We start from the raw sequence: 12,706 nt of genomic DNA, 5'->3' as shown, positions 1-12,706 counted from the left end.
CACCGGGCGTACTTTGGAGGGGATCACCCAGGAAGAGGTACACATGCAGTTGGTCGTGCGCGGCACGTCCGCACCACTCGTCGGGGAGCTCGACGTCCCCGTCTCGAAGTACCGCGCGCACCGCGCCCTGGTGCTCGCGTCACTGGCGAAGGGCACGAGCATCGTCTCCGGCATCAGCGCCACCCGCCAGGTCGAGTGGACCGTCGGGACGCTCCGTGCCCTCGGCGTCGACGTCAAGCGTCGCGGGAACGAGTACCACGTCACCGGGCTCGGCGGCCGGTACGAGGCCACCGACGTCGTCGACCACGGGTCCCGCGGTGCCGACGGCATCCTGAACATGGGGTCGTCCGGCACCACGCTCTACTTCATGACGGGTCTGGCGTCACTCGCCGACAAGCCGATGACGCTCGCGGGCATGAAGTACTTCCAGCGGCGGCCCATCAAGGCGCTGCTGACGTCGCTGACCCAGATGGGTATCGAGCTCGAGGCGACGAACGACTGCCCGCCCGTCACCGTGCAGCCGAAGCGCCCCCGCGGCGGCGACGTCACGATCGCCGGCACCCTGTCGCAGTGGGTCTCCGGCCTGCTGCTGGTGGCCCCGTTCGCCGAGCAGGAGACCCGGATCCACATCACCGGCGGCCGGCTGAACGAGCAGCCCTACGTCGAGCTCACCGTGCGCATGATGCGGCAGTTCGGACTGACCGTCGAGGTCTCCGACGACTGGCTCGAGTACCGGATCCCGGCGAACCAGCAGGCCACCCCGCACGACTACGTCATCCCGCCGGACATCGGTTCCGCCGCGTTCGGCATCGCCGCTGCGGGCATCCGCGAGTCGAACCTCCTCCTGCGCGGCATGACGGCCTTCACCACCGCCGAGACCGACCACCCGGAGAGCGAGTTCCTCGACCTCGCGACGGCGATGGGCGTCCCGATGCGGATCGACGAGGAGACCGGGTTCGTGCGCATCGAGCACGACGGCTCTCCGCTCCGACCGCTCGACATCGACTGCCAGCCGATCCCCGACCTGCTGCCGGTCCTGTCGACGATGGCCACCTTCGCCGAGGGCACCACCCGGCTCTGGAACGTCGCCCACATCCGGTTGAAGGAGTCCGACCGCGTCGCGGCGATGCTGCAGCTCAACCGCATGGGTGGCCGGGCGGAGCAGGGTGCCGACGAGCTCCGCGTCACCGGGGTCGGCGCCGAGGGACTGCACGGCGCGCAGATGTCGTCGTTCAACGACCACCGCGTGCTCATGTCGCTGGCCGTCGCCGCCTCGAAGGCGCGCGGCACCTCGGGGCTGACCTACCCGCGGGCCTACCGGATCTCGTACCCGACGTTCCTCGAGGCGATGAACTCCGTCGGCCTCGACATGGAGGTCGGCGACGCCCTCGCTGCGCAGATCGCCCGCGACGACCGGGCCGACGCGGCCGAGGCCGCCGAGATGGCCGATGCGCGCACCGACCTCGGCGAGCGCACCGACGGCGTACGCGCCGACGGCGAGCGCACCGACCTCGGCGAGCAGCAGCCGGTCGCGCCCACGAGCCCGGAACCGCCCGAGCTCGCCGGCATCGACGCCGACCCCCTGGTGCTGAGCGAGAAGGTCCGTGCGCTTGCCACCAGTGACCCCGACGGCCTCGCCGTCATCGAGGTCGGGGGAGCAGCCCCCGTGAACACCACGTGGCGCGAGCTGCAGGACGAGGCCGACAAGGTCTCCGCGCTCCTGCTCGAACTCGGGGTCCGCACGGGCGAGTCGGTCGCCATGCAGCTGCCGAACTGGCGCGAGTTCGTGTCCATCACGCTCGGGGCGATCCAGATCGGCGCCGTCGCGACGCCGATCATGCCGGTGTTCGGCCCGCGCGAGACGACGATGACGCTCGCCCGGTCGCGTGCGCGGGTGGTGTTCCTGCCGAACGTCTTCCGCAAGCGCCGTCCGGCGCTCGAGCTCCTCGACGTCATCGACGAGGCGAAGGCCCAGCAGCGCCGGCTGTCGGTCGAGCACGTCATCGTGCTCCGGTCCGAGGCGCGCGGGCAGGTCGACGCCCCGACGAACCAGCCGCCGCTGCCCGCCGACGCCCTGGACCGGGTGGCGGCGAGCGACTGGCACTGGCGGTACTTCGACAACGCGCTCGACGCGGTGCACGTCGACGTCGACGAGATCACGTCGCGCGCGCCGGGCCCCGACGACGTGTGCCAGCTGCTCTTCACCTCGGGCACGACGGGGGAGCCGAAGGGCGTGCAGCACCCGCACCGCACCCTCGGTCTGGCCACGGCGATGCACGTCGCGCAGTCCGGCCTGACGAGCGCGGACCGGATCTACATCCCGTCGCCGCTCGCGCACCAGACCGGGTTCCTGTACGGCATGCTGCTGGCGTTCCGGCTCGGTGCGCCGCAGGTCATCCAGCCCGTGTGGGACGGCACGGTCGCGCTCGAGCAGGCGTTCGGCGCCGCGAAGGCGTCGTTCGTGCAGTGCGCGACCCCGTTCCTGACCGACCTCGTCGACCTGGTCGAGGCCGGTGCCGCCCAGCCCGAGTCGCTGCGGATCTTCGTGCCGACCGGTGCCGCCGTGCCGCGGGCGCTCGCCCAGCGGGCCGCGACGGTGCTCGGCACGGCGATCCTCGGCGCGTTCGGCACGAGCGAGACGTGCCTCGGCGCCCTGTCCAGCCCGAGCGACGACCCGGCTGCCGCGTACGGGCACGACGGCCGTGCGTTGCCGGGCATCCGGATCCGGATCGTCGACGACGAAGGCCACGAGCTGCCCACCGACACCGAGGGCAACTTCGAGCTGCACTCGCCGACCATGTTCGACGGGTACCTCGACCGCCAGGACCTGACCGACGACGTCTTCACCGAGGACGGCTGGTACCGGACCGGCGACCTGGCGAAGGTCGACGCGAACGGCTTCCTGTCGATCACCGGTCGGGTCAAGGACGTCATCAACCGCGGTGGCGAGAAGATCCCGGTCGTCGAGATCGAGAACCTGCTCTACCAGCACCCGCTGGTCACCGACGTGGCGATCGTCGCCATGCCGGACGCCCGACTCGGGGAGCGTGCCTGCGCGTTCGTCGTGCCGGCCGCCGGTGCCGACCAGCTCGACTTCCCGTCGATGCAGCAGGCACTCGACAAGGCGGGCGTGAGCAAGTACTACTGGCCGGAGCGGCTCGAGTACATCGACGAACTGCCGCGCAACGCGGTCGGCAAGGTCCAGAAGAACACCCTGCGCGAGCAGGCGGCCGCGCTCGTCGCGACGAAGGAGAACGAGACACGATGACGATCGTCGAGCAGACGAGCACCGGGTTCGACGAAGCCGCCTTCCAGCAGCTCAAGGCCGAGGTCACCGAGTGGGTCCGCGGCCGTGGCGAGCAGTGGGCCGAGGAGATCGAGCGCACCGGCCAGCTCGCCGCCGAGCTCTTCCAGGAGCTCAAGGACAAGGGCTGGCTGTCGCTCGCGGCGCCGACCGAGCTCGGCGGACGGGCCATCCCGTTCTCGCGCTACCTGGAGATCATGGAGATCGTGTCGCGTTCGCACGCGTCGATCCGCATGCTCGTCCACGTCATCAACGGGACGTGGCGCGCGATGGCCCCCTACGCGACGCCGGAGCAGATCGAGCAGGTCGTCAAGCCGTCCGTCGCCGGCGACCAGCTCGTCGCGTTCACCCTGACCGAGGCCACCGCGGGCACCGGCGCGGACATCCGGACCACCGTCCGCCGCGAGGGCGACACCTACGTGATGAACGGCGAGAAGCACCTCATCACGTTCGGCGTCAAGGCCGACTACTGGCTCATCGCCGCCCGCCTCGAGGGCACCACCGGTCAGGACGGCACGGTCGCGTTCCTCATGCCGAACAGCGGGCTGCCGGGTGCCGAGGTGATCGACGACTCCGACACCATGGGCATCCGCGGCACCGACCACGCGATCCTGCGCTTCACCGACGTGCCCGTGCCGGCCAGTGCGCTGCTCGGCGCCGAGGGCCAGGGGCTCGAGGTCGCGCTCGGCGGCTTCCTGCTGCCGAGCCGTGTGTCCGTCGCGATGAGCGCCGTCGGCCTCGCCGAGCGGGCGAACGAGCTCGCCGTCGAGTACGCCAACAAGCGCGAGACCTTCGGCAAGCAGCTCTCCAGCCGCCAGGCGATCCAGTTCTACCTGGCCGAGAACTACGCCGACATCGCCGCCGCCCGCGCCCTGGTGCTCGAGGCTGCCCGCGCCTACGAAGAGGACCGTCCCGACGCCGGCACGCTGTCCAGCGCCTCGAAGATGGTCGCCGTCGACATGCTCGCCCGCGTCACCGACAAGGCCCTGCAGGTGCACGGCGGCCAGGGCTACTGGAAGCGCAACGCGATCGAGCGCGTCTACCGCGACGCGCGCGCGCAGCGCTTCGAAGAGGGCACCAACGAGATCCAGAAGCTGGTCGTCGGCCGCGCCGTCGTGACCGGCCAGGCCGGGTTCTAGACCACCACCACCCACCGGACGGGAGGCCCGTGGCGGACCCGCCCCGCGCCTCCCGTCCTTCCCCACGCACGTAGAGGACCGCAGTGACCGACACCACCAACGCACCCATCGCACTGATCACGGGCGCTTCGCGCGGCATCGGCCGCCTGCTCGCGCAGAAGCTCGGCCAGCGCGGCGTCACCGTCGTGGTGACGTACAAGGGCAACGCCGACCTCGCCGAGGAATCGCTGGCCGACGTCAAGGCCGCCGGCGGCGACGGCATCACCGCGCAGGTCGACATCGAGCAGCCGGAGTCGATCGACGCCCTGTTCGACCTGGTGCGCGACACCTACGGCCGCCTCGACCACTTCGTCGCGAACGCTGCCGCCAGCGCGTTCAAGCCGGTCAAGGAGCTCAAGCTGCACCACCTGGACCGCAGCTACGCCACCAACGCCCGCTCGTTCGTGCTCGGGGCGCAACGCGCTGCCGAGCTGATGGACCGGGGTGGCCGCATCGTCGTCGTGACCTCGTACGGATCGCTCCGCGCCTTCCCGACCTACGCCGCACTCGGTGCCGCCAAGGCGATGAGCGAGTCCTACATGAAGTACATGGCGGTCGAGTTCGGGCCGCGTCAGATCACCGTCAACGCGGTGAACGGCGGCCTCATCGACACCGACTCGCTCGAGTACTTCTACACGAAGGTCCCCGGGCAGGCGCCGATCGACTCCGTGTTCGAGAAGCTCCCGCTGCAGCGCCCCGGTACCGCCGACGACATGGCGGACGCCGTCGACTTCCTGCTGTCGGACAAGGCCGGGTACATCACCGGGCAGGTGCTGTCGGTCGACGGCGGGCTGACCGTGATCGCGCCGCCGTTCTGGGCGGACACGACGTCGCCGCTCCGCGACGCGGTACTGCCGGCCGACGCCGCGGGCGCGGACACCGCAGAATAGGCGCATGAGCAGCGTCGCTTCCGCCCCCGTCGTGCCGGACTCCCTCCGGACCGTCGCGTCACCCTGGACCCTCGGCCCCCTGCACCTGGCCAACCGGGTGGTGATGGGGTCGATGCACACCGGCCTCGAGGTGCACGACGACGGCGGGGCCGGCATGGCGGCGTTCTACCGCGAACGGGCGGCCGGCGGCGCGGCGTGCATCATCACGGGCGGCATCGCGGTGAACGACGAGGCCCGGGGCGGCCCCGACTTCGCCGTGTTCGGCGTCGGGGGAGCGGACGAGCGGTTCCGTACGGCGGTCGACGCCGTGCACGAGGAGGGCTCGACGATCCTCGCTCAGCTCTTCCACGCCGGTCGCTACGCGCTCGCCGCGGGGATGGTCGACCGGCACGGGGAGCCCCAGCGGGTGGTGGCGCCGTCGGCCCTGCCGTGGGCGGCCGCCCGCGGCGTGGTGCCGACGGCCCTGACCGCTGCCGAGGTCGAGCGCACCATCGAGGACTTCGCCGCCGCGGCCCGGTCCGCACGCGACATCGGGTTCGACGGCGTCGAGATCATGGCCTCCGAGGGGTACCTGATCAACCAGTTCCAGTCGCCGCTGACGAACCTGCGCGACGACGAGTGGGGCGGTGACGCCGTTCGTCGCCGGCGGTTCACGATCGAGGTGGTCCGCGCGGTGCGTACCGCGGTGCCCGGGCTCGCCGTGACGATCCGGCTCTCCGGCGCCGACCTGATGCCCGGGTCCTCGACCGATGACGACGTCGACGCCCTCGTGCACGACCTGCTGCCGCTCGGGCTCGACGGCATCTCGGTGGGGATCGGCTGGCACGAGTCCCGCACCCCGACCGTGCAGGCCGCGGTGCCGCACGGCGCCTGGCTCGACCACGCCGCGCGCATCGCCGGGGTCGTGCGCGCGTCGTCGTACCCCGACGTCCGCGTGATCGCCTCGAACCGGATGACCGACCTGCGCGACGGTGAGACCGTCCTCGCCGACGGGACCATCGACGCCGTCGCCCTGGCCCGACCGTTCCTCGCCGACCCGGCCCTCGTGAACCGCTCGCTCGCGGGCCGGTTCGCCCTGGTGAACACCTGCATCGGCTGCAACCAGGCGTGCCTCGACCGCTCGATCATCGGCGCGCCGGTCTCCTGCCTGGTCAACCCGCGCGCCGCCCGCGAGGTCGCGTTCCCCGCGCGTCCGACCACCGACCCGAAGCGCGTCGACGTCGTCGGCGGAGGACCGGCCGGCCTCGCCGCCGCCGTCGACGCCGCCCGACGCGGCCACCGCGTCACCGTGTGGGAGGCCGCCGACCGGCTCGGCGGCCAGTTCGGCCTCGCCGCGCTCGTCCCCGGCAAGGAGGACTACGCCGCGACGGTCCGGGCCGCCCGCGCCGAGCTCGACGAGCGCGGTGCCACCGTGCACCTCGGACGCCCGGCGACGGCCGCCGACCTCGCCGGCAGCGACGCCGTCGTCCTCGCCGCCGGGGTGGTGCCGCGGGACGTCGACGTCCCCGGCAGCGACCTGCCGCACGTCCTGTCGTACGAGCGGGCACTCCGCGAGGGCGTGCCGGCCGGCACCGTCGCGATCATCGGCGGCGGTGGCATCGGCGTCGACACCGCGGCGTTCCTGACCGAGTCGCCCGACGAGGCCGTCCGGGCCACCGAGTTCGCGGCCCGCTGGGACCTCGACGTCTCCGGTGCACTCGTCGGCGACGTGCCCCAGCGACTGCCCGCAGCGTCACGCACGATCCGGCCGGGCTCCGACGTCACCGTGCTCCGCCGCTCGGGCAAGTTCGGCCAGGGCGTCGGGATCACCTCACGCTGGGTCGCCATCGGGCGCCTCCGCGACGCCGGGGTGCACATGGTGGGCGGCGTGCAGGAGTACCTGCGCATCGAGCCCGGCGCCCTCTGGATCCGCGACGAGCACGGCGAGGAGCGCGCGATCCCGGCGGACAGCGTCGTGGTCTGCGCCGGGCAGGAACGCGCGATCGACACCGATGGCGACGTGCCCGGCGGACTCGTGACGGGCCTCCAGGCCGCCGGTGTGCCGTTCGCCGTCGTCGGCGGCGCTCGCGACGCACGGAGCGTGGACGCGGTCCGCGCGACGTCCGAGGCCCTCGAAGCGGTCCGGCGACTCGCGCCGTAGCGCGTCGGCTCGCATCGCGGCCGGGAATCTGTAAGAATGAACGGTCGAATCGCCGCAGCTCGACCCTCTATCCAGCTGTGAGCGATCTCTCTCGAGCTTTCACCGTGTGTGCCCCCACGCCCGCGGTTCCGGTTCAACCACAACGTAAGCAAACAGGAGCAATTGTGGCTGTCAAGATCCGTCTGAAGCGTCTCGGTAAGATCCGTGCGCCCTACTACCGCATCGTCGTCGCCGACTCGCGCACCAAGCGCGATGGTCGTGTCCTCGAGGAGATCGGTCAGTACCACCCGACCGAGGAGCCCTCGGTCATCAAGATCGAGTCCGAGCGTGCGCTCTACTGGCTCGGCGTCGGCGCGCAGCCGACCGAGCAGGTCGCGGCCCTCCTCAAGCTGACCGGCGACTGGGCCAAGTTCAAGGGCGAGAAGGACACCGCGTCCAAGGTCAAGGTCGCCGAGCCGAAGCCGGCCTTCCAGGTCGACTCCTCGAAGAAGGCCGTCCTCAAGCCGAAGTCGGAGAAGACGGCTCCCGCCGCCAAGACCGACGACGCCGAGACCGCCGACGAGACGACCGAGGCGTAGTCCTTGCTCGAATCCGCGCTGACGCACCTCGTCAAGGGGATCGTCGATCACCCTGACGACGTGCGCGTCGCCAGCTCCACCTCCCCGCGGGGCGAGGTCCTCGAGGTGCGCGTGCACCCCGAGGACCTCGGCCGCGTGATCGGACGTGCCGGGCGGACCGCCAAGGCACTCCGCACCCTCGTCTCGGCCCTGGCCGACGGCAAGCGGGTGCGGGTCGACGTGGTCGACACCGATTCCTAGGGAGACGACCCAGCTCCGGGTGGGTCGCATCACGAAGGCACACGGGCTCAAGGGCGGCATCAAGCTCGAGCTCTACACCGACGACCCGGATCGTCGGTTCACCCCCGGTGCCACGTTCACGCTCCAGGTCCCCGACGACTCACCGTGGTCGGGCAAGACCCTCGAGCTGGACGAACTCCGCTGGTACAACGGTCACCCCGTCGCGTTCTTCGCCGGGATCGACGACCGCACCGCGGCCGAGTCCCTGGCGCGCATCATCCTCTGGGTCGAGCAGGACGCCGACGCCGAGACCGGTGAGGACGACGCCTGGTACGACCACCAGCTCGTCGGGCTGAAGGTCCTGCGCGACGGCGTCGAGGTCGGCACCGTCGCCCGCGTGGACCACATGCCGGCGCAGGACCTGCTCGCGATCGACACCCCGTCCCGCGGCGAGGTCCTCGTGCCGTTCGTCGCGGCGATCGTGCCGGCGGTCGACATCGCGGCGGGCACCGTCACGGTCACACCGCCGCAGGGCCTGTTCGAGGACCCCGAGGACACCTCCCGGCCCGAGACGGTCACGGACTAGCTGCCGTGCGGATCGACATCGTCACGATCTTCCCGGAGTTCTTCTCCGTGCTGGACGTGTCCCTGCTCGGCAAGGCCCGGCAGCAGAACATCCTCGACCTGCACGTGCACGACCTGCGCTCGTGGACGACCGACCGGCACCGCACCGTCGACGACACCCCGTACGGCGGCGGCGCGGGCATGGTGATGAAGCCGGAGCCGTGGGCGCAGGCACTGGACGCGCTGCTCCGGCCGGACGGCTCGTCGACCCTGGTGGTCCCGACCCCCGCCGGCACGCCCTTCACGCAGTCCATCGCGCGCTCGCTCGCGTCGACGTCCGACCACCTCGTGTTCGCCTGCGGGCGCTACGAGGGCATCGACGCCCGCGTCTTCGAGTGGGCGGCGTCGCGCTGCTCGGTCGTCGAGCTCTCGCTCGGTGACTACGTGCTCAACGGCGGCGAGGTCGCGGCGATGGCCATGATCGAGGCCGTCGGCCGACTCGTCCCCGGTGTCGTCGGCAACCCCGAGTCCCTGGTCGAGGAGTCCCACGAGGACGGCCTGCTCGAGTACCCCTCGTACACGAAGCCCGCGTCGTGGCGCGGCCACGACGTGCCCGAGGTGCTGCTCAGCGGGCACCACGGGAAGGTCGCCGCGTGGCGGCACGAGCAGCAGGTGGAGCGGACGCGTCGCGTCCGGCCCGACCTGCTGCCGGACGTTTAGCGTCTTACTGCCCCGGCCCGAGACTCGGCTCCGCCGTGACGGACTGGAGGCGCGGGGCGGGCTTGCACCGTCCTCCCTCGCAGGCTCGGTCGGCGCGGCCCGCGTGACGCTGGCGCGTCACCGCTGAGCGGGCCGCGCCAGTCCGTCAGGCGGTCGGGTCGGCGCGCTGGGCGCGACGCAGGGTCAGGACCTCGGGTCCGGCCTCGGTGACCGCCACCGTGTGCTCGACGTGCGCTGCCCGTGAGCCGTCGACGCTCCGGAGCGTCCAACCGTCGTCGTCCTGGTACAGCTCGTCGGTGCCCTGCATGAGCCACGGTTCGATCGCGACCACCAGGCCTGGCCGGAGCTTCAGGCCGCGGCCCGGACGTCCGTCGTTCGGCACGTGCGGGTCGCCGTGCATGGTGCGGCCGACACCGTGGCCGCCGAACTGCAGGTTGACGCCGTAGCCGGCCTCGTGCGCGACGTGTCCGATCGCGTGCGACACGTCGCCGAGCTTGTTGCCCGGCGCCGCCTGCGCGATGCCGGCGGCGAGTGCGCGCTCGACGGTGGCGATGAGTGTCTGGTCCTCGTCGCGCGCCGTGCCCACCTGCACCGAGACGGCGGAGTCCGCCACCCAGCCGTCGACGCTCGCGGCGAAGTCGAGGCTGACGAGGTCACCGTCCTGCAGCACGTGGTCGAAGGGCAGGCCGTGCAGCGCGGCGTCGTTCACCGAGGTGCAGAGGTTCTTGCCGAACGGCGACTTGCCGAACGACGGGTGGTAGTCGACGTAGCAGCTCTCGGCGCCCCGCTCGGCGATCATGCGCGCGGCGACGCGGTCGAGCTCGAGCAGGTTCACGCCGACGTCGACGGTGTCGAGCAGCTCGTCGAGGACGTCGGCCACGAACCGACCGGCGACACGCAGGCCGTCGAGTTCGGTGGGGGTGCGCAGTTCGATCATGGGTCCATCCTCGCTGTTTTGCCCCCGGCGTTCCGTGTGGCAGTATGGATCGCTGTGCCCTGGCTGGACTCTGCCACGGGGGAGTCGCCGACACCGGGCACGCACCACCACTTCATCAGACATCGATCCGCGGCGACCCGTGTGCGTCCGCAGAGAGTAGAACAGCCATGAGCCAGCTCCTCGACAACGTCGACGCAGCATCGCTGCGGACCGACGTCCCGGACTTCCGCGCCGGAGACACCATCAAGGTGCACGTGAACATCGTCGAAGGCACGCGCTCGCGTATCCAGGTCTTCCAGGGTGTCGTCATCGGCCGTCAGGGCCACGGCGTCGGCGAGACCTTCAAGGTCCGCAAGGTGAGCTTCCAGGTCGGCGTCGAGCGCTGGTTCCCGGTGCACTCGCCGATCATCGACCACATCGAGATCGTCACCAAGGGTGACGTCCGTCGCGCGAAGCTCTACTACCTGCGCGAGCTCCGCGGCAAGGCGGCCCGCCGCAAGATCAAGGAGAAGCGCGACGCCTGATCGCCTTCACAGTGAGCGTCCGCGAGCCGGACGCCGCTGCTGGCCCCTCGCCGATGTACGGTTGTGCATCGACGGGGGGCTTTCCCTTTGCGCCCGCTGAACCCGGGCGGACGCGGTGTGAACGAGAGCGGAAATGACGGACACGACAGAGGAATCCGGGCGCAGGCCCCGGCCCGAGAAACAGCGCAACGGGATCCTCACATTCCTCCGCGACCTCGTCATCATCTTCATCGCGGCACTGCTCGTGTCGTTCCTGGTCAAGACGTTCCTGATCCGTTCGTTCTACATCCCGTCGGCGTCGATGGAGAACACGCTGCAGATCAACGACCGCGTGATCGTCAACGAACTCGTCCCGGGTGCCGTGGCGCTCAAGCGCGGGGACGTCGTCGTGTTCAAGGACCCGGGCGGATGGCTCGCCGGGTCCGAGGTGCCGAGCGTGACGCCCGACACCCAGCCCGCCAAGGCCATCGACTGGGTGCTGACGCAGATCGGTCTCGGGACCGGTGACAGCGACGACCACCTCATCAAGCGCGTGATCGGCCTGCCGGGTGACAAGGTCTCCTGCTGCAACGACCTCGGGCAGATGTCCGTGAACGGCGTCCCCATCAAGGAGCCGTACCTCAAGCTGCCGGCCGGCGCTCCCGCATCGGCGACCGACTTCTCCGTCACCGTGCCGAAGGGCACCATCTGGGTGATGGGCGACAACCGCAACGACTCCAAGGACTCCCGCTACAACGGGGACACCCCGTCGAAGGGGTTCGTGCCGCTGTCCGACGTGACCGGCCGCGCCTTCGTGATCTCCTGGCCGACGAGCCGCTGGACGTGGCTCGACGACCACCCCGAGGTGTTCGCCGGGGTGGAGGAGCGCGACCAGTGACCGCCGTCCGTCCATCGCTCCGGGTCGAGAAGCGTCTGCTCGCCGAGGGCCGCGTCACGGTCATCGGGATGGACGAGGTCGGCCGTGGCGCCATCGCTGGTCCGGTCGGCGTCGGTGTGGCTGCGGTGACGCTCGACATCGGTCGTGTGCCCCAGGGGCTCGCGGACTCGAAGCTCCTGTCGGAAGCGCGCCGGACGGATCTGGTCCCCGTCGTGCAGCGCTGGGCGCGCACGGCGGTGGGTATGGCGTCCGCGGACTTCGTCGACCAGCAGGGGATCGTCCCGGCGCTCGGTGCCGCGGGAGCGCGGGCGCTCGAGTCGCTCGTCGCCGGTGGCCTGTCGCTCGACGGCGCCGTGGTCGTGCTGGACGGGTCCTTCGACTGGCTCACCCGAGCCGTCCCGGCGTCCCTCCGGCCACCCACGGACCCGCTCGAGGTCGTCGTGCAGGTCAAGGCCGACCGCGACTGCGCATCGGTCGCCGCGGCGTCGATCGTGGCGAAGGTCGCACGGGACGCCCTGATGATCGCGGCCCACGACGAGGCGCCCCACTACGCCTGGGCGTCGAACAAGGGCTACGGCTCGACCGCGCACTACGACGCCATCCGCACGGTCGGGGCGCACGCCTTGCACCGGAAGTCGTGGTTGCACCAGGCCTCGAGCGTCTCGCTGGACGGCTTCGACGCGCTCGTCGGCTGACGGCTGCTCCCTCCCGCCCCCCCCCGCCCCGCCCCGCCCCCGCCCCCGCCCCGCACCCGTGAGGTTCCGAAATCTCGGCA

General features: G+C 71.2%; 12 protein-coding genes. 11 read left to right on the top strand and 1 reads right to left on the bottom strand.

The window, feature by feature from the left end:
* The first annotated feature begins 43 nt into the window (after window positions 1–43).
* The 8 genes from aroA to trmD all read left to right on the top strand — a co-directional run bounded on the left by aroA (window position 44) and on the right by trmD (window position 9,593).
* Window positions 44–3,268: a 3-phosphoshikimate 1-carboxyvinyltransferase gene (gene aroA / locus KZI27_RS12895; RefSeq protein ID WP_222657931.1), complete on the top strand. Its 3,225-nt coding sequence runs from the start codon at window positions 44–46 to the stop codon at window positions 3,266–3,268.
* Window positions 3,265–4,443, top strand: a complete 1,179-nt coding sequence (locus KZI27_RS12890) for an acyl-CoA dehydrogenase family protein (protein ID WP_222657930.1) — start codon at window positions 3,265–3,267, stop codon at window positions 4,441–4,443. The genes aroA and KZI27_RS12890 overlap by 4 nt, the downstream gene beginning before the upstream one ends.
* An 83-nt stretch (window positions 4,444–4,526) precedes the next feature.
* Window positions 4,527–5,372 carry an SDR family oxidoreductase gene (locus tag KZI27_RS12885; RefSeq protein WP_123312285.1) on the top strand — a complete coding sequence of 282 codons (846 nt, stop codon included), beginning with the start codon at window positions 4,527–4,529 and terminating at the stop codon, window positions 5,370–5,372.
* Between the two features lie 4 nt (window positions 5,373–5,376).
* The gene (locus KZI27_RS12880) at window positions 5,377–7,512 is read left to right on the top strand and encodes an FAD-dependent oxidoreductase (RefSeq protein WP_222657929.1); all 2,136 of its coding nucleotides are present in this window, start codon (window positions 5,377–5,379) and stop codon (window positions 7,510–7,512) included.
* 164 nt (window positions 7,513–7,676) lie between these two features.
* Entirely contained in the window at window positions 7,677–8,090 is a 414-nt protein-coding gene (gene rpsP / locus KZI27_RS12875; protein WP_222657928.1) for a 30S ribosomal protein S16, read from the top strand.
* Window positions 8,091–8,093: 3 nt separating this feature from the next.
* A complete protein-coding gene (locus tag KZI27_RS12870; protein WP_111086067.1) occupies window positions 8,094–8,330 on the top strand; it encodes an RNA-binding protein in 237 nt (78 codons plus the stop codon).
* A gap of 19 nt (window positions 8,331–8,349) precedes the next feature.
* Window positions 8,350–8,895 (top strand): ribosome maturation factor RimM, encoded by a 546-nt coding sequence (rimM, locus tag KZI27_RS12865; RefSeq protein WP_311316880.1) that lies wholly within the window; start codon window positions 8,350–8,352, stop codon window positions 8,893–8,895.
* Window positions 8,896–8,900: 5 nt separating this feature from the next.
* Window positions 8,901–9,593: a tRNA (guanosine(37)-N1)-methyltransferase TrmD gene (trmD, locus tag KZI27_RS12860; RefSeq protein WP_222657927.1), complete on the top strand. Its 693-nt coding sequence runs from the start codon at window positions 8,901–8,903 to the stop codon at window positions 9,591–9,593.
* Window positions 9,594–9,738: 145 nt separating this feature from the next.
* On the opposite strand, the gene map is transcribed toward trmD, so the two are convergent.
* Window positions 9,739–10,530 (bottom strand): type I methionyl aminopeptidase, encoded by a 792-nt coding sequence (map, locus tag KZI27_RS12855; protein ID WP_222657926.1) that lies wholly within the window; start codon window positions 10,528–10,530, stop codon window positions 9,739–9,741.
* 167 nt (window positions 10,531–10,697) lie between these two features.
* Here map and rplS point away from each other — a divergent pair, with 167 nt between their 5' ends.
* The 3 genes from rplS to KZI27_RS12840 all read left to right on the top strand — a co-directional run bounded on the left by rplS (window position 10,698) and on the right by KZI27_RS12840 (window position 12,626).
* Window positions 10,698–11,054 (top strand): 50S ribosomal protein L19, encoded by a 357-nt coding sequence (gene rplS, locus KZI27_RS12850; protein WP_123312290.1) that lies wholly within the window; start codon window positions 10,698–10,700, stop codon window positions 11,052–11,054.
* Window positions 11,055–11,187: 133 nt separating this feature from the next.
* On the top strand, window positions 11,188–11,931 hold the full coding sequence (lepB, locus tag KZI27_RS12845) for a signal peptidase I (RefSeq protein WP_123312291.1): 744 nt from the start codon (window positions 11,188–11,190) through the stop codon (window positions 11,929–11,931).
* The gene (locus tag KZI27_RS12840) at window positions 11,928–12,626 is read left to right on the top strand and encodes a ribonuclease HII (RefSeq protein ID WP_222657925.1); all 699 of its coding nucleotides are present in this window, start codon (window positions 11,928–11,930) and stop codon (window positions 12,624–12,626) included. Before lepB ends, KZI27_RS12840 begins: the two co-directional genes overlap by 4 nt.
* The last annotated feature ends 80 nt before the right edge of the window (window positions 12,627–12,706 follow it).

This window comes from Curtobacterium sp. TC1 (assembly GCF_019844075.1).
Taxonomy (GTDB): Bacteria; Actinomycetota; Actinomycetes; order Actinomycetales; family Microbacteriaceae; genus Curtobacterium.
This window is presented reverse-complemented; position numbering and strand designations above follow the sequence as displayed.

Excerpts from the sequence above, each read along its gene's own strand:
- KZI27_RS12880 (WP_222657929.1), top strand. The coding sequence starts at position 5,377 with ATGAGCAGCGTCGCTTCCGCCCCCGTCGTGCCGGACTCCCTCCGGACC.
- aroA (WP_222657931.1), top strand. The coding sequence starts at position 44 with ATGCAGTTGGTCGTGCGCGGCACGTCCGCACCACTCGTCGGGGAGCTC.
- lepB (WP_123312291.1), top strand. The coding sequence starts at position 11,188 with ATGACGGACACGACAGAGGAATCCGGGCGCAGGCCCCGGCCCGAGAAA.
- rplS (WP_123312290.1), top strand. The coding sequence starts at position 10,698 with ATGAGCCAGCTCCTCGACAACGTCGACGCAGCATCGCTGCGGACCGAC.
- KZI27_RS12890 (WP_222657930.1), top strand. The coding sequence starts at position 3,265 with ATGACGATCGTCGAGCAGACGAGCACCGGGTTCGACGAAGCCGCCTTC.
- map (WP_222657926.1), bottom strand. The coding sequence starts at position 10,530 with ATGATCGAACTGCGCACCCCCACCGAACTCGACGGCCTGCGTGTCGCC.